Source organism: Sphingobacterium spiritivorum (assembly GCF_016724845.1).
In the GTDB taxonomy this organism is placed as follows: Bacteria; Bacteroidota; Bacteroidia; order Sphingobacteriales; family Sphingobacteriaceae; genus Sphingobacterium; species Sphingobacterium spiritivorum_A.
On sequence record NZ_CP068082.1, the window covers coordinates 4,434,890 to 4,458,721 of the forward strand.

At 40.2% G+C, this 23,832-nt stretch carries 21 protein-coding genes; 9 read left to right on the forward strand and 12 right to left on the reverse strand.

The window, feature by feature from the left end:
* Positions 1–132: 132 nt before the first annotated feature.
* The 4 genes from I6J03_RS18845 to I6J03_RS18860 all read right to left on the reverse strand — a co-directional run bounded on the left by I6J03_RS18845 (position 133) and on the right by I6J03_RS18860 (position 7,788).
* Positions 133–4,698 (reverse strand): efflux RND transporter permease subunit, encoded by a 4,566-nt coding sequence (locus I6J03_RS18845; protein WP_003002897.1) that lies wholly within the window; start codon positions 4,696–4,698, stop codon positions 133–135.
* Between the two features lie 11 nt (positions 4,699–4,709).
* Positions 4,710–5,849 carry an efflux RND transporter periplasmic adaptor subunit gene (locus I6J03_RS18850; RefSeq protein ID WP_003002895.1) on the reverse strand — a complete coding sequence of 380 codons (1,140 nt, stop codon included), beginning with the start codon at positions 5,847–5,849 and terminating at the stop codon, positions 4,710–4,712.
* A gap of 200 nt (positions 5,850–6,049) precedes the next feature.
* Positions 6,050–6,454 (reverse strand): hypothetical protein, encoded by a 405-nt coding sequence (locus tag I6J03_RS18855; protein ID WP_003002894.1) that lies wholly within the window; start codon positions 6,452–6,454, stop codon positions 6,050–6,052.
* Positions 6,455–6,531: 77 nt separating this feature from the next.
* A complete protein-coding gene (locus tag I6J03_RS18860; RefSeq protein WP_201693894.1) occupies positions 6,532–7,788 on the reverse strand; it encodes a CynX/NimT family MFS transporter in 1,257 nt (418 codons plus the stop codon).
* Between the two features lie 63 nt (positions 7,789–7,851).
* On the opposite strand from I6J03_RS18860, the gene I6J03_RS18865 reads away from it, so the two are divergent.
* The 3 genes from I6J03_RS18865 to I6J03_RS18875 all read left to right on the forward strand — a co-directional run bounded on the left by I6J03_RS18865 (position 7,852) and on the right by I6J03_RS18875 (position 9,591).
* Positions 7,852–8,628 carry an AraC family transcriptional regulator gene (locus I6J03_RS18865; RefSeq protein WP_039989468.1) on the forward strand — a complete coding sequence of 259 codons (777 nt, stop codon included), beginning with the start codon at positions 7,852–7,854 and terminating at the stop codon, positions 8,626–8,628.
* Between the two features lie 61 nt (positions 8,629–8,689).
* A complete protein-coding gene (locus I6J03_RS18870; protein WP_003002886.1) occupies positions 8,690–9,022 on the forward strand; it encodes a DMT family transporter in 333 nt (110 codons plus the stop codon).
* Between the two features lie 5 nt (positions 9,023–9,027).
* Positions 9,028–9,591, forward strand: coding sequence for a Crp/Fnr family transcriptional regulator (locus I6J03_RS18875; protein WP_003002884.1), 564 nt, complete (start codon positions 9,028–9,030; stop codon positions 9,589–9,591).
* A 111-nt stretch (positions 9,592–9,702) separates the two neighbouring features.
* On the opposite strand, the gene I6J03_RS18880 is transcribed toward I6J03_RS18875, so the two are convergent.
* Positions 9,703–10,032, reverse strand: coding sequence for a DMT family transporter (locus I6J03_RS18880; RefSeq protein WP_002995624.1), 330 nt, complete (start codon positions 10,030–10,032; stop codon positions 9,703–9,705).
* Between the two features lie 360 nt (positions 10,033–10,392).
* On the opposite strand from I6J03_RS18880, the gene I6J03_RS18885 reads away from it, so the two are divergent.
* Positions 10,393–12,612, forward strand: a complete 2,220-nt coding sequence (locus I6J03_RS18885; RefSeq protein ID WP_003002882.1) for an NADP-dependent isocitrate dehydrogenase — start codon at positions 10,393–10,395, stop codon at positions 12,610–12,612.
* A 93-nt stretch (positions 12,613–12,705) separates the two neighbouring features.
* On the opposite strand, the gene I6J03_RS18890 is transcribed toward I6J03_RS18885, so the two are convergent.
* Positions 12,706–13,284 carry a PhnA domain-containing protein gene (locus I6J03_RS18890; protein WP_003002880.1) on the reverse strand — a complete coding sequence of 193 codons (579 nt, stop codon included), beginning with the start codon at positions 13,282–13,284 and terminating at the stop codon, positions 12,706–12,708.
* A gap of 131 nt (positions 13,285–13,415) precedes the next feature.
* On the opposite strand from I6J03_RS18890, the gene ypfJ reads away from it, so the two are divergent.
* Entirely contained in the window at positions 13,416–14,285 is an 870-nt protein-coding gene (ypfJ, locus tag I6J03_RS18895; RefSeq protein ID WP_003002879.1) for a KPN_02809 family neutral zinc metallopeptidase, read from the forward strand.
* Between the two features lie 4 nt (positions 14,286–14,289).
* Here ypfJ and I6J03_RS18900 read toward each other — a convergent pair whose 3' ends face one another.
* Positions 14,290–15,267 carry a LuxE/PaaK family acyltransferase gene (locus tag I6J03_RS18900; protein ID WP_201693896.1) on the reverse strand — a complete coding sequence of 326 codons (978 nt, stop codon included), beginning with the start codon at positions 15,265–15,267 and terminating at the stop codon, positions 14,290–14,292.
* Positions 15,268–15,476: 209 nt separating this feature from the next.
* Positions 15,477–16,220, reverse strand: a complete 744-nt coding sequence (fabG, locus tag I6J03_RS18905) for a 3-oxoacyl-[acyl-carrier-protein] reductase (protein WP_002995617.1) — start codon at positions 16,218–16,220, stop codon at positions 15,477–15,479.
* Positions 16,221–16,460: 240 nt separating this feature from the next.
* On the opposite strand from fabG, the gene I6J03_RS18910 reads away from it, so the two are divergent.
* The 3 genes from I6J03_RS18910 (at position 16,461) to I6J03_RS18920 (ending at position 19,959) form a co-directional block, all read left to right on the forward strand.
* A complete protein-coding gene (locus I6J03_RS18910) occupies positions 16,461–17,957 on the forward strand; it encodes a malate:quinone oxidoreductase (RefSeq protein ID WP_003002873.1) in 1,497 nt (498 codons plus the stop codon).
* Positions 17,958–18,181: 224 nt separating this feature from the next.
* Positions 18,182–18,820 (forward strand): nicotinamide riboside transporter PnuC, encoded by a 639-nt coding sequence (pnuC, locus tag I6J03_RS18915; protein ID WP_003002872.1) that lies wholly within the window; start codon positions 18,182–18,184, stop codon positions 18,818–18,820.
* Between the two features lie 59 nt (positions 18,821–18,879).
* The gene (locus tag I6J03_RS18920) at positions 18,880–19,959 is read left to right on the forward strand and encodes an acyl-CoA dehydrogenase family protein (protein ID WP_003002870.1); all 1,080 of its coding nucleotides are present in this window, start codon (positions 18,880–18,882) and stop codon (positions 19,957–19,959) included.
* Between the two features lie 186 nt (positions 19,960–20,145).
* Here the strand turns inward: I6J03_RS18920 and I6J03_RS18925 are convergent, their stop codons facing one another.
* From I6J03_RS18925 to I6J03_RS18935, 3 genes are all read right to left on the reverse strand, one after another.
* Positions 20,146–20,619 (reverse strand): copper resistance protein NlpE, encoded by a 474-nt coding sequence (locus I6J03_RS18925; RefSeq protein ID WP_003002868.1) that lies wholly within the window; start codon positions 20,617–20,619, stop codon positions 20,146–20,148.
* Positions 20,620–20,665: 46 nt separating this feature from the next.
* Entirely contained in the window at positions 20,666–21,508 is an 843-nt protein-coding gene (locus tag I6J03_RS18930; protein ID WP_003002867.1) for a universal stress protein, read from the reverse strand.
* 68 nt (positions 21,509–21,576) lie between these two features.
* Complete coding sequence (locus tag I6J03_RS18935) at positions 21,577–22,440, reverse strand: DUF4846 domain-containing protein (protein WP_003002864.1); 864 nt, start codon at positions 22,438–22,440, stop codon at positions 21,577–21,579.
* Positions 22,441–22,653: 213 nt separating this feature from the next.
* Here I6J03_RS18935 and I6J03_RS18940 point away from each other — a divergent pair, with 213 nt between their 5' ends.
* A complete protein-coding gene (locus I6J03_RS18940; protein WP_232279595.1) occupies positions 22,654–23,226 on the forward strand; it encodes a 2'-5' RNA ligase family protein in 573 nt (190 codons plus the stop codon).
* On the opposite strand, the gene I6J03_RS18945 is transcribed toward I6J03_RS18940, so the two are convergent.
* Positions 23,223–23,819, reverse strand: a complete 597-nt coding sequence (locus I6J03_RS18945) for a sugar O-acetyltransferase (protein ID WP_003002862.1) — start codon at positions 23,817–23,819, stop codon at positions 23,223–23,225. The two genes, I6J03_RS18940 and I6J03_RS18945, sit on opposite strands and share 4 nt — an antisense overlap.
* Positions 23,820–23,832 lie beyond the last annotated feature (13 nt).

The window sequence follows — 23,832 nt, forward strand, 5'->3', positions numbered from 1 at the left end:
GTTTGCACATTTTGTAAACGTAAATATAATATATCTCCTAAACAGTCTGCAGGTTGATTTTGTTCCGAGCTGTAAAAAAACAGAGCCGTTCCGTTTCCGGACAGCTCTGTCAAAATACAAAACAGGAAAAAATTACCAGCCTCCACCGAGGGCTTTATAAATGTTCAGTTGAATAAGTATATTTTCTTTTCGACTCTCAATTTTGTCTATACTGGCTTCAAGCGCAGACTTTTGTGCGCTCAATATATCCAGATAAGTTGCACGACCCGCTATAAACAGATCATTTGATACCTGTGCTGCTTCATTCAGTACATCGACCTGTTTACTAAGCATATCCTGCCTTTCGCGTGCATAGTCCTGCACCTCCAGTTGGCTGTAAAGTTCCTGCCAGGCTTTAAGAACAGTCTTTTCATATTGATAGAATTGAATTCCATAATTAGCCTTATACTGATCATATGTGGCATTCAGAGTTGTACGGTTCAGGATGGGGCCGGATAGCCCTCCGATCAGGCTGTAAGCCAGTGACGAGGACGACAGTAATTTTTCAATGCGGAAGGAGTTGAGTCCCAATTGAGGCGCAAGTACCAGTGACGGATACAGATTAGCTTTGGCAGCGTCTGTTTCCAAGCCTGCAGCAATCAGCTGTAATCCGGCCTGTCTGATGTCCGGTCTTGAAGCCAGTAACTGATCGGCATGCTCTGGTTTGATATTGGAAAATACAGGACTATCATGAGCGGTCAGGGGTGTGCGGGTAATCTCCCCGTTAAAACGTCCGATCAGGTAATTAATCTCATTTTCGATCTCCCGTATTTGTTGCAAACCTTTTTTCTCCCGGGCTTTAGCTTGTAATAAGGCTGCCTGAAATTGGCTGACACTGAGTGAATTCGCCGTGCCTGCCTTTTTCATGACTTCCATAATCTCCAGACTTTTGGACTGAAGTTTTATATTTTCCTGAATAGCAATTTGCTCGGCATCCAAAGCTACCAGGTCATAATATCGTGTTGCAATAGAAGTTACCAGTTCGGACTGAACAAGCTTTCTACCTTCATAGCTTGCTAAATATTCGTGTAGAGCTGCATTCTTAAGATTTCGCAATTTTCCCCAGATATCCAGTTCCCATACCGAACGTATACCAATGAAATAATCGGGGACAGGATTAGGAATTACTTTCTTTCCGGAAATATTATCGGACAGATTCTGATCAAATATACCTGTTCCATCTATCGTGTAGTCGCCAAAGCGGCTTAAACTTCCTTCGATAGCGGCATCTACCTGTGGCAGTTGCTCTCCCTTACGCAAGCGTAATTTTGTCTTGCTGAATTCGATACGCTCCAGCGCCTCTCCAAGATCGGGACTACGTACCAGAGCTGTATCGATAAGCTGTCTCAGATTTTCATCTTTGAAAAATGTATTCCAGTGTAAATTATGAATAAAGGCACTGTCTATTGCAGCTGTATCCGCAACTGGTATTTTGGAAGGAATATAACTTTCTCTTACATCAGAGCGAACTTTACAGGCGGAGAACAGGACTAGTATCAGTATTATTCCGGCGACAGGTTCGACTATTTTTCTACTTGTCTTTTTCCTGTCTTTTTTGCCATCTGTATTAAACAATACATACAAACCCGGAATGATCAGAACTCCGAATATGGTACCGATAAGCATTCCACCCAATGCTGCCAATCCGATAGAGCGGTTACCTAAGGCTCCGGCACCCGAAGCCATCGCCAGCGGCACCAGACCAGCGGCAAAGGCAAAGGAAGTCATCAAGATGGGACGCAGACGCATAACAGCTGCTTCAATAGCCGCTTCTATAACGGAGAGTCCCTGCTTGTGTTTGATCACCGCATATTCAATAATCAAAATAGCATTTTTACCCAACAACCCGATGAGCATGACTAATGCTACCTGCGCATAAATATTGTTCTCCAAACCAAATACCTTGAGGAAAAGAAAAGCACCGAAGATTCCGGCAGGCAAGGAGAACAAGACTGGGAGCGGTAACAGGAAGCTTTCGTATTGAGCACATAACAGCAAGTATACAAACAGAAGACAGATTCCAAAGATATAAACAGCCTGATTGCCGGAAGCTTTCTGCTCTTTGGTCATACCTGACCACTCAAAAGTATAACCGGCGGGTAGCTTTTCTTTGGCAACACGTTCTATTGCACTAATCACTTGCCCCGAGCTGTACCCATCTGCAGGATCACCATTCAGCATTGCTGAAGCAAACATATTATAGCGTGTAATCTGTTCAGGACCGTATACTCTTTGCATACGCATGAAAGCAGAAAACGGAACCATTTCTCCTTTATCATTTTTCACAAACAGTTTGAGGACATCTTCCGGCTTCTGGCGATACATAGCATCCGCCTGTACCATTACTTTATACATTTGTCCGTAGCGAATAAAGTTGGTCGCGTAGAAACTTCCCATTAAAGTCTGCAGGGTGTTCATAGAATTTTCGACCGATATCCCTTTTTTTGCTGCCAGATCATAATCTATATGGAGCATATATTGAGGAAAATTGGTTTCGAAAGATGTGAATACATTACCTACTTCAGGTGTATTCTTCAGATCCTCCATAAATGTTTCCAATACTTTTGAGAACGCTGTCAGATCATCTTTACCGGAACGATCCAGTACGCGAAGTTCAAAACCCGATGAATTTCCGAATCCCGGAACTGTAGGGGGAGGGAAGAACTCAATTTCCGCATCCTTGATATGCTTTGTTTTCGTTTTGAGCTCTTCAATTATCTGCCATACATTCTGTTCCCGGTCTGACCAGCTGGTCAGGTTGATCATCCCCATTCCGTAGGATGAGCCTGAGACTTCATTCACGAGGCTGTAACCCGATAATGTAGAAACTGTTTCTACAGGTTTGAGCTCCCGGCTCACCCGGTCAATTTCATTCATGACGGCTTCTGTACGATCGACAGTTGCTCCAGGAGGCGTCGTGACATTGACATAGATCATACCCTGATCTTCTGTCGGGATAAATCCTCCCGGAAGAATACTGTTCATTCCCCAGGTAGCGACAAATGATATAATGAGTAGTCCGGTGGTGATGACTCTTCTGCTGGCAATGGTGCGGACAATGACTGCATACTTTCCGGAAGTGTTGTTGTACCATTTATTAAAACCATTGAAAAAACGGTTCAAAAGGTTGTTCTTCTTTTCTTTGCCGTGTGGTGATTTGAGCATAAGGGCACATAGTGCGGGTGTTAGCGTAAGGGCATTGATTCCTGAAATCACGATAGCAGATGCCAGTGTCAATGAAAACTGGCGGTAGAATATACCGACAGGACCGGAAAGAAATGCTACAGGTATAAATACTGCAGACATAACGAGTGTAATCGCAATAATAGCTGATCCCACTTCTTTCATAGCCGCAAATGTGGCTTCACGAGGGGTCAGGGTCTCATCATCTTCCATTTTGGCATATACCGCCTCTACAACGACGATCGCATTATCGACAACAATACCAATTGCGAGTACCAGTGCAAACAGGGTAAGGAGGTTGATGGAGAATCCCAGCATCTGCATAAAGAATAAGGCTCCGATGAGACAAACCGGAACTGCCAGTGCAGGTATAAGAGTAGATCTGAAGTCCTGAAGAAAAATAAATACAACCAGGAAAACAAGCAGAAATGCTTCTATTAAAGTTGTTATAACACTGCTGATAGAAGCATCTAGAAATCTGGAAACATCATATCCCATTGTGTACGTCATACCTGGAGGAAAACTGCTTTCCTTTAGTTCGGCCATACGTTTCTTCACATTATTGATAACATCCTGAGCATTAGAACCGGGGAGCTGTTTCATCATAATGGATGCAGAAGGACGTCCGTCTGTTTTAGAAACCATTTCGTAATCCAGAGATCCGAATTCCAATGTAGCAATATCTTTGATACGAAGTACTGAACCATCGGCATTCGCCCTGATCGGAATATTCTCATATTCGGAGGCTTCTGTGAATTTTCCGGTATAGCGCAGTACATACTGCTGCATATTGACTACTTTGTCAGATCCGATCCCTGTCTGTCCCGGAGCAGCTTCTATATTTTGTGAGCGTAAAGACTGAATAACTTCATCGGTACTGATGTTATAAGCCGCCAGGCGATCAGGTTTGAGCCAGATACGCATGGCATAGTCACGCATCCCCATAATCTGTGCAAAGCCTACACCTTCTATACGCTTCAGCTCCTTTAAAATATTGATATCTGTGAAGTTATATATAAATCTTTCATCAGCATTTTTATCCTCGCTGAAGATATTGAGGTACATAAGCATACTGTTGACTTCCTTTTCTGTTGTCACACCCGCTTTAATAACTTCCTCAGGCAATTCATCCAATACCGTAGTCACACGGTTTTGTACGTTTACTGCAGCAATATCAGGATCTGTACCTACTTTAAAAAAGATCTGTATCAATGTATTTCCATTATTGGTACTGACAGTAGACATGGAAGTCATTCCTGCCACACCATTAATAGCTTTTTCGAGAGGAATAGCTACGGCATTGGTACTTACCTCTGCATTGGCTCCGGTATAATTAGCCGTGACCACAACAGAAGGTGGGACGATATCCGGAAACTGGGTAACGGGTAAGGTAAAAAGGGATAATAATCCCAATAAGGTAATGAATACCGATATGACCAGAGATAATATCGGTCGCTTAATGAATATATCAAACATCTTTACGGCTATTATTGAGGGTTATGAGCTAATTTGTTTTGTTCTTCGGAGATCAGTTGTGGTTTGATGATACTGCCGTCTTTGAGGCCTTGTGTACCTTCATATACCACCTGCTGATCCTGATCTAAGCCGGAAGTGACGACATAGTAATGTCCGATACGCGGACCAGGAACAAAGGAAGTCATCTTGACGGTATTGTCCTTACCTACGGTGTACACAAAAGTGCGGTCCTGAATTTCAAATACAGCCTTTTGGTGAACGGCTATTATATTATCCATCCGGATAGGGAAGTTGATATTTCCGGATGCCCCATGACGAAGCGTCTTATTGGGGTTTGAAAATTTTGCACGTAACGAAATCGTTCCGGTTTCATTATTGAATTCTGTTTCAGCAAGTTCTGCTATTCCTGGTAAAGGATAGATTTCACCATTCGCTAAGGTAAGCTGAACAGGTGTTTTGAACGTATTGCTGCTGCTGGAGTCTGCTGCCATAGTCAGGAACTGCTGCTCTGTGATGTCAAAATAGGCATATACCTGCTTATTGTCTGAGATGGTTGTCAGAAGAGAGCCTTCTGTCAACAGCGAGCCCTCTCTTAGTAATATACGGTCTATATTACCATCAAAAGGTGCACGGATCGAACATTGATTAAGTTTTGTTTTGGCAAATTGAACGAGAGATTTAGCCTCATCTATTTTAGATTCAGCAGCCTGTAGTTTAGCTTTTGCAAGATCCATTTCCGTTTTGGAAATAATATTTTTTTGCAGTAAGATACGCGTCTGATCCGCTTCGAGACTTGCTTTTTTAGCATCAGCAATAGCGTTATTGAGCATCGCATTAGCCTTGGCTAATTCCGTACGGAATTCTTCTGCGTTAAGGGTAAATAATATTTGACCTTTTCGGACAAAATCGCCTTCATCTACATATATTTTTTCCAGAAAACCATTCAGGCGGGAGCGCAACTCTACATTTTTGACGGCTTGTATATCCGTTACAAAATCCTGTGTAATGGTGGTGTCCAGACGGATGACTGTAGTTGTGGGAATAACGGAGATTTCATCTTGTGTTGATTCAGATGATTGGGATTCCTGGCAGGAATAAAGTGCAACTGCTAAGGATGAAAAAATAAGGGAACGGATGAAATTTGCTTTCATATCTTAAAAAATGTTTAAGTGAAGCAGTACGGCGGAAAACACGTGAATGAACAGGTGTCTGCAATACTTACCTCTGTAAATATGTTTAGATAAAATAATACGGATTCAAATCAAAAGCTGTTGTCGGAGCTAAATAGAAAATCTAAATCCAGCACAAAGTTTGATTATAAATTAGGAAAGAAGTGGGAAACGAGATGGACTTAGAAAGGTTTCAATCTAAAGAGATATTGATAATAACCCAATTGAAGGGGTATAGCCTTATTGATCCGTTTGGATATTGACGCACGGAGCGTGTCCGTTTTCAGGATTCTCGGAAGATAAAATACGATCAGAAGAATAGGCAGAATAGCATTTGCCTGATTTGCAGTCCGGTATTCGTCGTATTGAAATTCAGATATTTCCTGTTCGTTGTTTGCAGGGAGATCAAGAAGGTCATCCAGAATAATATTGACCAATGTTACTCCTGAGTGGATATCATTGTCAACTTTGTCCAAAATACAGGTTTCATGATATGCAATTGCATTCATGTAAAAGAAGAGCATCAGAAAACCTAATAACCGTTTTGACATCTTCGCAAAGATATCAAAAGGAGGGTCAATTAGCATAATTGCCCTCTTTTTGTTACAAAATTATGTCATACTTTCATTGACAGAGGTTTAAATCAAAATTTAGCCGTGTTTTTTCAGCTTTTGTTTTTAAAATCAGACTCAATGCTCCGGTCCTTAGCTGCAGGCAGTCCAAAGATCAGCATCAGCAGGACTGTAGCTGTCAAAAAATAGAAAGAAGTATTCCATATACCGGTGATATCATAAAGTTTGCCAAATAGAGGAGGCCCGAATGCCGCAATCATATAACCTACTGACTGAGACATGCCGGAGATCTTGATAGCAGTATTGGCGTGTTCCGTACGCAGAGAAAAAAATAACATAGACAAGCTAAATGATAATCCGTTTGCTAATCCGAAAAGTATGACTGCCGGATAGATAAATTGTAAACGGAAAACGATGATAAGTATAAGTCCTGCTAACATGGAAAAGCTCAAAATCCAGATGAGTATACTTTGCTGTTTCATCTTGCTGGCTATGACCGGCCCCAGAAATGTTACCGGAAGCATCGCTAACTGAAAGTAAAACAATGCCCAGCCTGCAGTATTGCTGTCCATTCCAAAATCTATCAGGACAGCCGGCAGCCAGGCGGCTAAAGAATAGTACATCAGCGATTGTAATCCCATGAATATGCTGATATTCCAGGCTTGCCTGGATTTGAAAATAGGAATGCTAGGATGTGGAGAAGATGTGGCAGTGGCTGATCCGGCAGGTGTACGGCTATTGAAAAGCTGCGGCAGCCAGATCATAAAGGTGACAGCAGCAGGTATAATCCATATACCCAATGATCCCTGCCATCCGGATTGTGTCCAGCGACCGATACTAATACTCAGACCGGCAGCGAGAGCTGCAGAAAGATTCATGGCTACGGAGTATATGCCAGTCATTACACCAACCTTCTTCGGAAAATTTTTCTTAATAAAAGCCGGCATTAATACATTGGAGACACATATACCTATACCTACAAGAGCTGACCCCGTAAATAACCAAAGATTATTTCCAGATATTCTTGCCCACAACCCGACGATCAATACAAGTAGACTGATGAGAATAAGTTTTTCCATCTTATATTTTATCGCAAATTGACCTATGGCGCTGGATAGTCCGGCAAATACAGCCAAAGGAACTGCTGTTAATAATCCGGCTTCGATATTTGACAAGTGAAGAACGTTAATAATTTCATTCATGACAGGGCCTACTGCTGAGAGAGGAGAACGTAGATTGGATGCCACAAATATGACTCCTAAGAAAGAGAAGATCCGCAGGTATGGATTTCTGATTTCAATGCGTATACGAGGCATTTTTTTAGAGGTTGTGATTAATTCTGATTGCATAATGCAAATGTAAAATGGTTATTTTAATTAAATTTGCCAATAATTACATCTATAACGACATAAGTGGATATTTCATTAAGTAATCAATTGCTGGATTCCATACGTAAGCAATGCTATGTGTGGTTTGACAATAACTGGGTGCATGCACATGCTGTACATGGTCATCGTCTGGCTCAGTTTGTCTACGTGGAGAAAGGGTTTCAATATCTGGAAGCAGAAGGGAAGATTCATTTGCTGCCTCAGAATCACGCTGCATGGATTCCGCCAAATATGTTACACAAGACATCTACAGATGCTTCTCATGTACAGTTACGTACTATTTTTTACCGGATGCAGGATATCCCTGAGTTTTATAATGAGTTACGTATCTTTCAGGTTCCACCTGTATTGAAGGAGATGATCCGTTATGCAGAAAAATGGAACAGGATTGCAGACTACAGTATTGAAGAAGACACATTTTTGAAAGCGATAGTATTGGAACTGCCAAATTTTTGGAAGCATTCGCTGTCCCTGCACATTCCTGCCCCGATGGATGAGCGTCTTATTAAAGTCTGTGCTTATATTCACAGCCATCTTGCTGATAACCGGCCTGTGGCAGAAATAGCGGAGCAAAACTACCTTTCTCTCCGTTCTCTGCAGCGCATATTCAAATCCGAAACAGGCATTACAATGGCAAAATATATTCAGATGGTACGGGTTATTAAAAGTGTGGAATTATTAGGCACAGGAAGGTATACCGTGTCTCAGGTGGCGCATCTGGTAGGATATAAAAGTGTTCAGGCTTTCAGTGACAGTTTTTATACAATTATTAAGGACAGGCCACATACTTTTTTGATTTAAAGTTGAAATTGCGGACTTGCTTTTTTTGTACTTTTGAGCACAGAATATTAATATCACGTATATGAAGAGTTACCTGTTTTTGCTGCTGGCTATTGTTTTTGAGATTATAGCGACTACTTTTCTTAAGAAATCGGAGCAATTTACCCAGCTCAAACCGTCTATTATAACTATACTGGGATATCTGGCTGCCTTTTACTTTTTAAGTATGACCCTGCGTACCATTCCTGTAGGTATTGCCTATGCCATATGGTCCGGTGTAGGTATTGTGCTGATCAGTATTGTAGGCATAGTTCTTTTCAGGCAGACTCCTGATCTCCCTGCCGTCATCGGATTGACCTTGATTATAGCTGGGGTTATCGTCATTAACGTATTCTCTAAAATGTCAGCACATTAATCATTATGGATTTAAAGGAGATCGTCAATGACATCTATGCACTTCCGGAAAGTGCTATGCTTCTGTTTCAGGAAATTGTAAAAGAAGTCTCTCTTCCTAAGGGGTATACATTGATGGAGGCGGATAGAGTGGAGGATACTCTTTATTTTATCCGAAAGGGAATAGCGAGAGCGTATGCCTATCTGGAAAATACAGAAATGACATTTTGGTTTGGGGTAGAGGGTAGCGCTCTGATTTCTATGCGAAGTTATATCGAGCACAAAAGCGGATATGAGTATATCGAACTTCTGGAAGATTGTGTTTTATACCAGTTCAAAACGAGTGATTTACAGCGATTATATGAAAGTAACATTCATATAGCAAACTGGGGTCGAAAATTTGCCGAGCGGGAACTGATAAAAACAGAAACGCGAATGATAAACCGTGAATTTAAGACGGCTGCAGAACGATATCAGGACCTGATGGATCATTATCCGCATCTGCTGCAACGTGTTCAGCTTGGGTATATCGCTTCCTTTCTTGGTATTACACAGGTGAGTCTGAGCCGGATCAGAGCAGACAAACGCTAGCTTTTGGAAAAGGGTCGGCTCGCTAAAAAACGTAACTGACCCTTTTATACTATATCTATATCACACAAATCACATTCACTGATAGGTATACATTACTATAACCTGATCTGTTTAATGAGAAGAAACTGCTTTAAGTCCTATAATCGAACCTACTAATGTAGTGATAAACAAGAGTCTCATAAATGTTGCCGGCTCTTTAAACACCAGAATACCCACCAAAACTGTTCCTACTGCACCAATACCTGTCCATACGGCATAAGCCGTTCCTAAGGGAAGTGACTGTGTAGCGCGGATCAGTAAATACATACTGATCAGTAAACAGGCAAAAAAACCGCCGTACCAAAGGTAGGTGTCATTACCTGATGTTTCTTTTGCCTTTCCCAGACAGAAAGTAAATCCAACTTCAAAAAGTCCCCCGAGAATTAAAATAACCCAATTCATAATATTTTTTATTTTATCTATGTCACAAAGGTCTGCTTTAGGGCTGACTAAAAATTTTACAAATGTTAAAAAATGAAATAAGCATTTGTTTTCTTCAAGTTAATAGTACCCATCATTCCGAATACCAGAACCGAAGCTGTTTTCAGAACAGTCCGGCATTCCTCATTTATCCGAATTTATCCGATTTATCGATGCTTGCCAAAATATTTTGATTTTGACGATTTTATTGTCATAAGTGAATGTTCGGTCGCTGTTTTATTCTTAATTTCTTATCTTTAGGCAAATTTTTGAGGAAGTTGATAATCCAATAACCTCTTAAAGGACTAAATCAGAAAATTAACATATTTCTAATAGATAACCATGTCGAATACATCAAAAATTATCTACACCAAAACAGACGAAGCTCCGTTACTGGCTACGTATTCCTTTTTACCAATTGTTCAGGCTTTCGCTTCCTCCGCAAATATTGATGTGGAATTGAGAGATATCTCTCTGGCAGGACGTATTCTTGCTAACTTTCCGGAGTATTTAAAAGAAGATCAGAAGATTGCGGATGCTTTAGCTGAATTAGGCGCATTAGCAACTACTCCTGAAGCTAATATTATCAAATTGCCGAATATTTCTGCTTCTATTCCTCAATTGAAAGGAGCTATTGCTGAATTACAAAAAGCAGGTTATGCAATTCCAAACTATCCGGATGATGCAAATAATGATGAAGAAAAATCTATCAAAGCTAAATATGCCAAAGTATTAGGATCTGCAGTAAACCCGGTATTAAGAGAGGGAAATTCAGATCGCCGTGCTCCAAAAGCTGTAAAAAACTATGCAAAAGCTAATCCGCATAGCATGGGAGCATGGTCTAAAGACTCGAAGACAAAGGTTGCTTCTATGAGCGAAGGTGATTTTTACGGGTCAGAGCAATCTGTAACTGTTGAGAATGCGACTCAGTTCAAAATCGAATTTGCAGATGCTAACGGTCAGGTAACAGAACTGAAAGGATTGTCTCCGCTGAAAGCAGGAGAAGTGATTGATTCATCTGTATTAAGTCTGAATGCATTGAAAAAATTTGTGGGAGCTACTATTGAAGAAGCTAAGGCCGAGGGTGTATTATTATCTGCTCACCTGAAAGCGACCATGATGAAAGTATCTGATCCAATCATTTTCGGTGCTATTGTAGAAGTATATTTTAAAGATGTATTCGCAAAGTATGCTGATTTGTTTCAGGAACTGGGTATTAATAAAAATAATGGTCTTGGTGAAGTATATGCCAAGATCTCCGGAAATGCAAAAGAGGCTGAAGTAAAAGCTGCTATTGATGCTGCTATTGCTAACGGCCCTGCACTGGCAATGGTTAATTCGGATAAAGGTATCACGAACCTTCACGTTCCTTCAGATGTTATCGTTGATGCATCTATGCCTGCTATGATCCGTACTTCAGGTCAGATGTGGAATGCAGAAGGTAAGCCGCAGGATACGATTGCAATTATTCCGGATCGTTCATATGCCGGAGTTTACGAAGCGACTATCGAAGATTGCAAAGCAAATGGTGCATTGGATCCTAAAACAATGGGTTCAGTTCCGAATGTAGGCTTAATGGCTCAGAAAGCAGAGGAATACGGATCTCATGATAAAACATTTCAGGCTACAGCTGCTGGTACTATCCGTGTCACAGATGCAGACGGTAAAGTGTTAATGGAACAAAAGGTAGAGGAAGGAGATATTTTCCGTATGTGTCAGACAAAAGATGCACCTATTCAGGATTGGGTTAAACTGGCTGTAAACCGTGCCCGTCTTTCTGAAACTCCTGCTATCTTCTGGCTAGATAAAAACAGAGCACACGACAGAGAGATCATCAAGAAAGTGGAGAAATACCTTCCTGATTTTGATACAAAAGGATTGGATATTCAGATCTTAAGTCCGGTAGAAGCAACTAAACTTTCACTGGAGCGTATCCGTAAAGGATTAGATACTATTTCTGTAACAGGAAACGTATTACGTGATTACCTGACAGACTTGTTTCCTATTCTGGAAGTAGGTACATCTGCAAAAATGCTTTCTATCGTTCCTTTAATGAACGGTGGTGGTTTGTTTGAAACAGGTGCAGGCGGTTCAGCTCCTAAGCACGTTGAGCAGTTTCAGGAAGAAGGATACCTGCGTTGGGATTCATTAGGTGAATTCTTAGCTTTAGGCGCTTCTTTAGAGCACTTATCACAAACACAAGATAATGCAAAAGCATTGATCCTGGCTGAAACACTGGATGAAGCCACTGAAAAATTCTTAGCGAATGATAAATCTCCTGCACGCAGAGTAGGACAGATTGACAACCGTGGTTCTCATTTTTACCTAACCCTGTATTGGGCACAGGCTTTAGCAGCGCAGACAAAGGATGCAGAATTGGCTGCTAAATTTGCTCCATTAGCTCAGCAGTTAACAGAGAATGAATCAAAAATCAATGAAGAATTGATCGGAGCACAGGGTAAACCTCAGGATATTGGAGGTTACTACTTCCCGAACGATGAACTGGCTTCAAAAGCTATGCGTCCTTCAGCGACATTAAACAGTGCGATTGCATCTTTGTAATCCTATACTCTTATAACGAAAAAGACCATTCATTTTTTGAATGGTCTTTTTTATGAAATTATCTTCTAATACAGAAGTGAAATTTTAAAGATTTTATCCTTTTCTCAGGTATTTAGTCAGAATCACGATTGTCTGACCTTCTACTTTACCTTCTATCTGGCCGGTATTGTCCGCAACCAGTCTGATATTTTTTACAACGGTGCCTAATTTTGCACTTAAAGAAGAACCTTTTACATCTAATGTTTTGATCAGTACCACGCTGTCCCCCTCATAAAGTCGTGTTCCATTAGAGTCCTGATGAAATTCGACATGGCTGTCCGCCTCATGATCTCCGGTTTTTTTAGCCCACTCCAGATTTTCATCATCCAGATACAGAATTTCCAGATTATCCGATGCCCAGCTTTCGTTACGAAGTCTGCTCAGCATACGCCAGGCCATTACCTGTACAGGCGGATACTCAGACCACATGGTCTCTGACAGTATCTTCCAGTGTTCCGGATCCAGGCTTTCATTTTTTTCAATTTGTGATAAACATACCTGACATACAAGGATACTGTTATCTGTATTTGCATTAGATACAGGAGGCACTTCATATACACTTAGGTTTTCTGTACCATTGCACAGTTCACATTTGTTGCCCGATCTTTCAATAAGTTGTTGTTCTAAAGTCATTCCTAATAATTAAATCCCTAAAATTAATCAATTTTAGGGGATAAATGAATTAATTTGAGTGTATAACTGTATTCGTGTACAGATATGGCAGAGATTTTGTATAATTGAGTCAACTTTAATTATGTAAGCATATGAAATGGCAAGGTGGTCGTCAAAGCGATAATTTTCAAGACAGAAGAGGTATGTCCGGCGGACAGAAATTTGCAATTGGTGGTATCGGAGGTGTGATTATTCTGGTCATCGGGTTTCTGATGGGTGGTGATCCGGGACAATTGATGGAACAATTGCAAAATGCCAATGTCGGAGCACCGCAGACGGAGCAGGGAGAAGTACAGCTTACAGAAGAAGAAAAAAAACTCACGGCATTTTCCCGAACAGTATTAGCGAGTACGGAAGATGTATGGACAAAAGTATTCAAAGATAATGGGCTTACCTATCAGACAGCTGATCTGGTCGTATACACTGGCGGTACACAAACCGAAGGCTGTGGTGTAGGAAAAGCTTCCTACGGACCTTTTTACTGCCCGGGGGATCATAATGTGTATCTGGATCTTAGTTTTAATCAGGAGTTGCAGCAAAAGTTTGGTGCCAAGGGAGAATTTGCTTTAGCGTATGTGATAGCACATGAAGTAGGACATCATATCCAGAATCTGGTAGGTACGTTAAATAAAACGAATCAGATGCGTCAGCAGATGAGTGAAGCTGAATACAATAAAGTCAGTGTAATGACAGAGTTGCAGTCGGATTTCTATGCAGGCGTATGGGCACACTATGTCAATCAGTTATCTGATATCAAGATCGATTACAATGATATATTAGACGGAATGCAGGCTGCAGAGGCAGTAGGAGACGATAAACTTCAGGAGCAGGCGCAGGGTTATGCCGTTCCCGAATCATTTACGCATGGCACTTCCGAACAACGGGCGCGCTGGTTTAAGAAAGGATATGATACAGGCGATCTTAAAGCCGGAGATACATTCTCAGACAAAAGTCTGAGGTAATTAGTTACTGCACTAAAAGATTGCAGCCTCTGATATCACTTTGATCAAATCTGCCTAATACCTCAAAAGAACCATCAGGATAGATTTTTCCCAGATCCTGTGTGGCGATAAAGGAACAGGAATAAATATTGGCTAAGTCGATGACATTGATAGCTCCTGTACGGCTATTCTCAATTAATGTGAGGGGATCATTCGTATCTCTGATGAGTATCTTCATCCAGTTCGGATGCTGAAAGATACCTTTACCATAGGAATATCCCTGTGAAAGAAGCTCGGTCATACCATATTCGGAGTGGATAGCAGGGACGTTAAATCCCTCACGAAGCAGGTCATGAACTTCCTCCCTAATCATTTCTTTGCGTTTTCCCTTCATTCCTCCTGTTTCCATAATGATCAGTTTCGGAAAATCGATTTCATATGTTTCGACAAAGTCCAGAAGGGCATAGGTTACACCGAATAAGATAGTTTTTGTATTTTTTTGTTTCAGCCTTTGCAAAGCCGTGAATAAATCGGCATGGTTGTACAGAAAATATCCGGATTCAGGTTGTTCACTCGATTTGATCAGATCATCCACCATATAGATGAGTGAAGATCCCGAACGTTCCAGATAAGAGGGGAGTAAAGCCAGAACCGCTATATCCCTGACATCACCGTAGAATTGCTTAAAAGCTTTTCTGAAAGAGCTTTCATACAGTTTTGCATCAGCAACCAGATGTTTGCTTGTTATCATTCCTGTTGTTCCCGAACTGCTAAAAGTTACCTGAGGAACAGATCCGGAAGTAATGATCTCCTGGGATTTGAAAAGTTCTATCGGAAGGAAAGGAATCTGCGTATAGTGAGAAATATCTTTAGTATCTATATGCAGATAATCTACATACTGCTTATAGGTCTGGCAGTGGTCATATTGGTAGCGGAATATGCTTAAGCAGTTGTCATTAAATTGCTCGTCGCATTGTATCTCAAATATCTGTTGCGTATCCATCTTCTGTATTGAAATACAAATATAAGCATATCTTTTCTGATCATTTCAACAGATATCTCAGTTTTGGGTTAGCCCATTATGGCGACCTGCTGTTTGCCGGCAGATGATCTGGCTAGATGAAGTCAGCTGTTACCGGAAAGTAAAAGAGCTATTAAAATTGCTGTAAAACAGCTTTTTAATAGCTCTTTTTATAGTGAACTGTAAGTCTATTATAACATGCCGCCATCTACCGGTATTACCTGTCCGGTGACGTAAGCTGACAAATCAGAAGCTAAGAAAAGACATACGTTTGCCACTTCTTCAGGATCTCCGGAACGTTTCAACGGAATTCCTGCTTCCCATCCAGCAACGACTTTAGGATCCAGTACATCGGTCATTTCTGTACGGATAAAACCCGGAGCAACAACATTAGCACGGATATTACGTGAACCTAATTCCTTGGCCACTGATTTGGAAAAACCAATAATTCCAGCTTTAGATGCCGCATAATTTGCCTGACCGGCATTACCCTGTACACCGACTACAGAAGACATATTGATAAATGAACCTTTACGGTTTTTCATCATAACTTTAGAAGCTGCTTTAGTCACATTGAAGATGGACTTCAGATTGACATTGATGACATCATCCCAGTTTTCTTCTGTCATACGCATTAAAAGACCGTCTTTGGTAATTCCTGCATTATTTACCACGATGTCAACTGTTCCGAAGTCTGCTACGATATCGTTAATCAGTTTTTCCGCTTCTTCAAATTTTGAAGCGTCAGAGCGGTATCCTTTGACCTGAGTTCCAAAAGCCTGCAGCTCTTGTTCTAATGCCTGTCCTTTTTCAACTGATGACAAATATGTAAACGCTACATTTGCTCCATTTTGTGCAAAAACCTCTGCAATCTTTCTGCCAATACCTTTGGATGCACCTGTTACAAGCGCCGTTTTTCCTTCCAATAATTTCATACGTTATTTAATAATGCTATTTACAATTTAATAGATCAACAGCAAAAATGTTAAAATCCGCTTATATTACCAATTTTTTAAGAAAAGAAAATGAAAGAAAAGCGCTGAATCAACGGTATTTGTCAATCTAAAAAAAGAAAAGGACTGTTTTTGATAAAAATGTAGTTTAATGAAAGAAATTTGACAAAACCATTGGTAATAAACCAAATTGAATAGTAAATTTGCAACAATCACAGAGACATGGGTAAAAGCAAGAAAAATTACGAAGACGTAGACGTCGTATTAATAGGCGCCGGTATCATGAGCGCTACTTTGGGTACATTGATCAATGAATTAAACCCACATGTTAAGATTGAAATGTTTGAGCGATTGGATCTGGTCGCTGCTGAAAGTTCAGACGCCTGGAATAATGCAGGTACGGGACATTCGGCTTTATGCGAACTGAACTATACACCTCAGAAGGCAGATGGTTCTGTCGATATAAAGAAAGCTATCAGTATTGCTGAATCCTTTGAAATTTCAAAACAATTCTGGACATACCTTGTCGAAAAAGGAATTATCAAAGATCCGGAAGGATTTATTCGCAGTATACCACATATGAGTTGTGTTTTTGGTGAACGTAATGTGGAGTTCCTGAAAAGACGCCATGCTACGATGATTGAAAATACATTATTCAAAGGAATGGAGTATTCTGAAGATCCGGAGGTATTGAAAGAGTGGATTCCTTTGGTGATGGAAGGACGTCCGGAAGGAGATAAAATAGCCGCTACCAAAATGGATATCGGTACAGATGTTAATTTTGGATCGCTGACAAGAGATCTGATTGATCATCTGGTGACAAAAGATAACTTCTCTCTGAAACTGGAACATGAGGTGAAAGATATTGAACGGGAAGGTGATGGCCGTTGGGAAATAGAAGTAAAAGATATCAAAACCGGAAAGAAAAGAGATTTAAAGGCACAGTTTGTTTTTATAGGAGCAGGAGGACATTCTTTATTACTTCTTGAAAAATCAGGTATTCCGGAAGCAAAAGGCTACGGAGGATTCCCGGTAGGCGGACAATGGCTGCGATGCACAAATGAAGAAGTGATAGCTAAACACCATGCTAAAGTATACGGTAAAGCGTCGGTAGGTGCACCGCCTATGTCTGTTCCTCATTTGGACACGCGATACATTGATGGCAAACAAGCTTTATTGTTTGGTCCTTACGCAGGGTTTTCGACTAAGTTTCTGAAAAAGGGATCTTTCTTCGATTTACCGGCATCTATCAAACTCAGCAATATCCGTCCTATGCTTGCGGCAGGATGGGATAATATGGATCTGACCAAATATCTGATTACTGAAGTCATGAAAAGTCCGAAAGATAAGCTGGAATCCCTGAAAGAATACATGCCAAATGCAAAACAGGAGGACTGGGCTCTTGAAGTTGCAGGACAACGTGTACAGGTTATCAAAAAGGATAAGAAACACGGAGGTGTACTGGAGTTCGGAACTGAAGTAGTGGCAAGTGCCGACGGATCGTTAGCAGCCCTGTTAGGCGCATCTCCCGGAGCATCTACTTCTGTAAAGATCATGGTTGAATTATTAAAAAAATGTTTTCCTGACCGTGCAAAAACGCAGGAATACAGAGATAAATTAAGAGAAATGATCCCGACATGGGGACAATCTCTTGCAACTGATCCGGAGCTTTGCAAAACGACACGTGCGCGTACACAAAAAGCTCTGAAATTAGATTAGTCTATTGAATTATACTTATGGGGTGCTTTAGACAGCAGAACACATGTTTTGTTGTTATGAAACAGGCTGAGATTATACCCAATATTACAGATGGACAATTCCTCGTCCGTCTGTAATATATACCTGATCCGGATAATGCCGGCGTAGGGATTTAATTTCGTTTATATTTGTTTTTAAATTTAGCCAGATCCATAGGTGCGTATGTCATCATTACACACTTTTAAATGGAAATATTATCTATTCTACAGCACCTTTGGCAACAGGTTCTGGAAACATCATGGTTGCAATGGTTAGGTGTATCCGCAGGAGTTACACAAGTCATGTTATCCAAAAACAACAAAGTTTCTAATTATTTATTTGGTATCATCAGTGTTATAGTGACCATGATTGTACTCTATGAGGCTAAACTCTATGCGGAGATTGCTCTTAATATGTATTATCTAATTATGAGTATTTACGGATGGTGGTATTGGATTTCAAATAAAGACGTGGCTCAGAAGCCGATTACATCCTGTTCAGAAAAAGACTGGGGTATCGTTGTCTTGATTGTAGGAACCGCATTTGCCATTTTTTATTATTTTCTGACCCATCACACAGATTCGGATGTACCATTGTGGGATGCGTGGGTATCCGCTACAGCCTGGGCAGGAATGTGGCTGCTTGCAAAGCGTAAACTTGAAAATTGGATATTGCTCAATATCAGTAATCTGTTTGCGGTTCCTTTGCTCTATCATAAAGGTCTGTTGCTTTACGCTATCCTTACCCTTTATTTATTTACGGTTGCATTTTTTGGGTATTTCAACTGGAAAAAGATGATGAAACATCATGCGCTTTCCAAAATAAAGGGGAATCAAAAGATTTGATATCTATATCTCCGTTTTAAACAAATTTCATAGAGATGACATACAGCTCTCATAATATTATGCAGATTACGAAAGATCAGAAGAACATACTTGAATCGCAGATTCATACTGCTATAGCACAGCAGGAATTGACAACCACACAGTTGGACCTCGCTTATCAGGAAAAATGGTTTAAAATATGGGTATCACAGGAACTGGGCGGGCTAGGATTGAAATTATCAGAAGGCGTGCGCTTTCTTCGGGATCTCGCCTATATTGATGGTAGTCTGGCCTGGACAATAACCCTATGTTCGGGAGCAAATCTGTTTGTAGGTTTTATAGATAGGGAAAAAGGAAATTCTGTTTTTTCAGATGCAAAAGTGTGTTTTGGCGGAAGTGGGATGTGTTCCGGCAGGGCTTATAAAACTGAAGGGGGATACCTCGTTTCCGGTGTATGGAAATACGCTACCGGATCTCCGCATTTAACTCATTTTACCGCAAATGTACCCATATTTGACGGTGATGCGGCATGTGTGGATGAGAAAGGACAGGCTTCTTTTATTACCATCTTTGCAGACCACACAGATGTAGAGTTGATAAGAGACTGGAATACATTCGGTTTGGAAAGTACGGCAAGCCATAGTTTTAAACTGGATAATGTGTTTATTGCAGACAATCAGGTCTATTCATTAGTACCTGAAAAAGCTACCTTACCAGATCCGATATATCAGTATCCGTTTATGCCATTCGCTGCGTTGACGCTCTTAGCTAATTACATGGGTATGTTTGAACGCTTTATGGATCTGGTTGTAGATCTGTTTCAACATAAATCCAAACAGTCCGGATGGCAGGAAAAATTTGGTGTTTCGGTAAAAGATCATCTGGATCAGACGGTAGTTCTTTATGATAAAATGCAAGAGGAAATATGGACAGAAATGGATATTTCGTGGAGTAAACTTGTCGATGGAGAGGGCGACGAGGTATGTTATGCCCGTATTGAAACTAAAAGCAGAGATATGGTATCCTTTATCCGCAGTAAAGTGACTGCTTTTTTTCCTTATTGCGGTATTGCTGCTGCTCAGCGGGAATCAGAATTGAATATTGTATTCCGGAATATTTTTACTGCTTCGCAGCATAATTTGCTGCTAAAGACAGATTAAGTGCATTCGAAGAGATATTAAACGTGCTTAACCGACCGATTATGTACTAAAGATCAGAAACCTCTCTCCCGATTACATCGGGATCTATCCCTGGAAAGGAGAGAGGTAGCACTCAAAATAAGTAGATATAAAAAGAGCTGTTTTACATCGTAAAACAGCTCTTTTTATGATATGGACTTTTAATTCTTAAACTTTCTTAAGTATATAATTTGCTTCCAGTGATCCGGTGATGACATTTCCTTCCTGATCAAGCATTTTTAGTGATCCTTCCTGCACTTTAAATTTATTAGTTCCATCTTTAAGTTTCAATATAACAACACTTCCACTATCATCCCAGGTAAATTTCCCTTCTTCTTTAAATGTTGATTTTTTTCCTAAATATTCCGATACAAGTGAATACGTATTATCCTTATGCAGGATTACATTTGTTTTGATACCTTCACAGTCTGCACATGGTAACACGCCTTCATATTCCCCGTCCCAGTCCAATGCATTCTGGCTGTTATGAGCCGGATCCGGATTTGAAAATTCTTCTACTGAATCTTTTTTTGCTAAAGCCGCTATAGAATCATTTTTTTCGGATGTTGCAGTTATAGATGTGTTTTGACAAGAAATTAAAACCAATGCCGCTCCTGTGATACTTAAAATCAATTTCTTCATAATTGTTTTCTTTTGATGTACCTGATGATTTGCAAAAACCGTTCCTTTATGCTTCTTCGCGAATAACTAATATAGGTATTGTGGAATGATAGGCTAGTTTTTGACTCATACTGGACGTAAATAAGCGATCAAAGAAGTTACGGTTGCGTTTTACAATGGCCAGAAAATCAATTTTATGCTCCATAATAAATTCCAATACTCTCTCTTCCACAGATGTGGCTGGCAATACTGAAAATGTCAGACGAGAATTGTTGAATTGTTGTTTCCATGCCGCTGCCTGAGATTCAATATCTTCATTTTCCTTTGTCTTGATGTGTAATACATTGACTTTCGCATCAAAATAATCGGCCAGTTTCAAAATCTCAGCTAAAGGTTTCTTATCGGCCTCTCTGAAGAGGGTTGTAAATCCTATAGCTTTGATGCCATCAAATTTTGCCAGTCTGGGAATGCTGAATACTGGCTGCGATACAGAACGTATAAGATTGACGGTATTGGAACCTATGAGTGTGGTGTTGGCTGAATTCAAGCCAGTGGTGCCCATGACAATCATATCGATCTGGTCACGTTTAATAACCCGTTTGATCGAATCCAGAAACAGTCCTTTTTCAAAGACAAAGTACATCTCTATATCTTCAAGGTTGTACTTTTTGGCGATTTCATGTAATTGAGGAACGTTGTCTTTGTAATTATCAAATTGGGCCAGTTCTATAGATTGATAAATCTGCTGTACATAATCCAACTGCCCCGCATACATGCTGGAATAAATCGGCAATTCGTAGACATGCAGGATGTAAAGAGATGCATCTATACTTTTAGCAAGCTGAAGCGCGTAAACAAATGCATTGTTTGCAGCTTCTGAAAAATCGGTAGGGAATAAAATACGCTTCATAGGACAAATATGATGTGGGATTTTGTTAAGTTACTGATTTTGAGGCGTAATTGCAAATAATACTGCTGTTAGTTTTTCCAGGTTTTGAGATTTTCACTTTTAAATTTCCATTCCGGAGTTAGAATTACGCCGTCTTTCAGCTTATACCAGGGGCTTAGTTTGGGGTCATTAGGGTTATTCAATATCTGTATTTCCTGCGCAGGCATATAGCTTTGTGCAAGGAGTACCAATTTTTCTCCCTGCTCATTTTCGGCCATATCTACTGCAATGATGGCGTGTCCTATAGGATTTCCCTTTTGAATAAATGTGTCTCCGATTTTAATATTACGGACAGAGGACACAGTAGGTAATTCATCATGGAGTGAGGCTGTGTTAGCATATGCAAATATATATTCCATATACTTCCAGTATTTTTTAGCACTGTAATCACCTTTAATATAGTCTGTGTAATAACGGGGCTTCCCATCAGATAAGAAGTTGAAGTGAATTTCCTTAAATCTTTTTTGCTGATACAGATAGTCTGCTCTTAGCCGCATGACAGCATCTGCACATTGATGGAGATCTCTTGTGCCGATAGGAAGATTGACTACACTGACATATATTTTATTTTGAGCTTTGACATTGCCATTGTAATATAAGACCTCAGATCCCATTTTCTTCAGGGGCAGATGTTGTAGAAAATAACCAAATTCATTGGCCTGATAGGTTTTGCGCTGGTATCCCTGAGGCGTAATAAAACGATCTTTCACAGTCATCCCATCTGATTTGATCCATATTGTATTGTAACCTTCATTGGACACATAGTTTTCGGAGGGGAGAGAATCACGATTTGATATGTCAGATTCGGCATTACCACTGCCGGATTGACAAGCTGTAGCAGATAATATCAAAGAGGGGATAAGCAGAAGAGTATGAAAGAGATGCAGCATCATATATTTTTAAATTTATATTATCAAAATAGCAAATTTATATGGTATTTTAAAATTTAAGTAATGCACATAGAGTGCGAAAATCGATAAATTATGTTAAAGTTTGTTAAGTAACAAGTTTGTTTCAATTGCGATGTAAGTATTCATCTATAAACTTTTTCTACAATTCATTCGTTATAGTAGTGTCAATTATTATAGGTTCAATTTATTATAACTATGGAAAGTAAACATTATTCGCTGGTTTTCCTGCCGTGTTCTCGTTCTATGAGTCTGGTCCGTCATCTCAAGGAAGCATTGGCCAATATAATCGGTTGGTACAATAGTAAAAATTCGGATGCTCATATTACTATTTTAGAGTTCAATGCTACCGATGCCGAGTTGGAATTTATCAAACGTAAAATCAGACAGCTGGCTGATACCGAACGTCCGGATTATGTCTATCTGGATAAGTATGAGGCATTTCCGCAAAACGGAGCATTTTTCATTGCTCCTACGGATTATTCCAAGAATTATCTGAAGAATATTATGAATCGTTTTGTCGGATCTCTGAATGCTAAAAATATCCGGAAAAGTAACGATCCGCACATGAGTATTGCCCGAAAACTCAATGCAGATAAACTGGCAATTGCATTGGAAAGGTTTGAGAGTATCAGTCTCAATTTTTTCTGTGATCGTGTGGTATTACGTATCTACGATAAAGGATCCAGTCAATACCAATTCGCAGATGAATTTAAATTTGGAAGCAAAATACCGGCTCCACCTGCCCAATTCAGACTGGATATCAGCTAGAATTTTTTGTCCCTGAAGTAATATTGCTTGTCTTCGTCCGTAATCGGACGAAGTACACGGCAGGGATTGCCTGCAGCAATGACATTTGCCGGAATATCTCTGGTGACTACCGATCCGGCACCGATGACTGTATTCTCACCGATCGTGACGCCCGGATTAATTACTGCATTACCTCCGATCCATACATTGTCTCCTATAGTAATAGGAAAGGCATATTCCCACCCTTCATTGCGGGGTGTTGCATGTATAGGATGGCCTGCTGTAAATAGACTTACATTGGGTGCAAACATGACATTCTCACCTATGCTGACTTTAGCACCATCGAGGATTGTACAATTATAATTCGCGTAAAAATTATCACCTATTTCTATATTATATCCATAATCACAACGAAAAGGCGGTTCAATAAAAAGACGGTTACCTGTCTTCGCAAATAATTTTTTGATGATCTGATTACGCTCTTTGATTTTTGAAGGAGCTGATAAATTGTATTTGTACAATTCCTCCTTTGCATATTGACGGTCCTCGAATAATTCCTTTCCCATTGCGCGGTAAGGCTCAGAAGCAAGCATAAGTTCTTTAGCGGTTTTCATGTTCCCAAGATAG

Excerpts from the sequence above, each read along its gene's own strand:
- I6J03_RS18850 (WP_003002895.1), bottom strand. The coding sequence starts at position 5,849 with ATGAAAGCAAATTTCATCCGTTCCCTTATTTTTTCATCCTTAGCAGTT.
- I6J03_RS18855 (WP_003002894.1), bottom strand. The coding sequence starts at position 6,454 with ATGCTAATTGACCCTCCTTTTGATATCTTTGCGAAGATGTCAAAACGG.
- I6J03_RS18890 (WP_003002880.1), bottom strand. The coding sequence starts at position 13,284 with ATGACTTTAGAACAACAACTTATTGAAAGATCGGGCAACAAATGTGAA.
- I6J03_RS18920 (WP_003002870.1), top strand. The coding sequence starts at position 18,880 with ATGCAGATTACGAAAGATCAGAAGAACATACTTGAATCGCAGATTCAT.
- I6J03_RS18900 (WP_201693896.1), bottom strand. The coding sequence starts at position 15,267 with ATGGATACGCAACAGATATTTGAGATACAATGCGACGAGCAATTTAAT.
- I6J03_RS18885 (WP_003002882.1), top strand. The coding sequence starts at position 10,393 with ATGTCGAATACATCAAAAATTATCTACACCAAAACAGACGAAGCTCCG.
- ypfJ (WP_003002879.1), top strand. The coding sequence starts at position 13,416 with ATGAAATGGCAAGGTGGTCGTCAAAGCGATAATTTTCAAGACAGAAGA.
- pnuC (WP_003002872.1), top strand. The coding sequence starts at position 18,182 with ATGGAAATATTATCTATTCTACAGCACCTTTGGCAACAGGTTCTGGAA.
- I6J03_RS18875 (WP_003002884.1), top strand. The coding sequence starts at position 9,028 with ATGGATTTAAAGGAGATCGTCAATGACATCTATGCACTTCCGGAAAGT.
- I6J03_RS18945 (WP_003002862.1), bottom strand. The coding sequence starts at position 23,819 with ATGAAAACCGCTAAAGAACTTATGCTTGCTTCTGAGCCTTACCGCGCA.
- I6J03_RS18935 (WP_003002864.1), bottom strand. The coding sequence starts at position 22,440 with ATGATGCTGCATCTCTTTCATACTCTTCTGCTTATCCCCTCTTTGATA.
- I6J03_RS18870 (WP_003002886.1), top strand. The coding sequence starts at position 8,690 with ATGAAGAGTTACCTGTTTTTGCTGCTGGCTATTGTTTTTGAGATTATA.
- I6J03_RS18940 (WP_232279595.1), top strand. The coding sequence starts at position 22,654 with ATGGAAAGTAAACATTATTCGCTGGTTTTCCTGCCGTGTTCTCGTTCT.
- I6J03_RS18910 (WP_003002873.1), top strand. The coding sequence starts at position 16,461 with ATGGGTAAAAGCAAGAAAAATTACGAAGACGTAGACGTCGTATTAATA.
- I6J03_RS18880 (WP_002995624.1), bottom strand. The coding sequence starts at position 10,032 with ATGAATTGGGTTATTTTAATTCTCGGGGGACTTTTTGAAGTTGGATTT.
- I6J03_RS18925 (WP_003002868.1), bottom strand. The coding sequence starts at position 20,619 with ATGAAGAAATTGATTTTAAGTATCACAGGAGCGGCATTGGTTTTAATT.
- fabG (WP_002995617.1), bottom strand. The coding sequence starts at position 16,220 with ATGAAATTATTGGAAGGAAAAACGGCGCTTGTAACAGGTGCATCCAAA.
- I6J03_RS18860 (WP_201693894.1), bottom strand. The coding sequence starts at position 7,788 with ATGCAATCAGAATTAATCACAACCTCTAAAAAAATGCCTCGTATACGC.
- I6J03_RS18930 (WP_003002867.1), bottom strand. The coding sequence starts at position 21,508 with ATGAAGCGTATTTTATTCCCTACCGATTTTTCAGAAGCTGCAAACAAT.
- I6J03_RS18845 (WP_003002897.1), bottom strand. The coding sequence starts at position 4,698 with ATGTTTGATATATTCATTAAGCGACCGATATTATCTCTGGTCATATCG.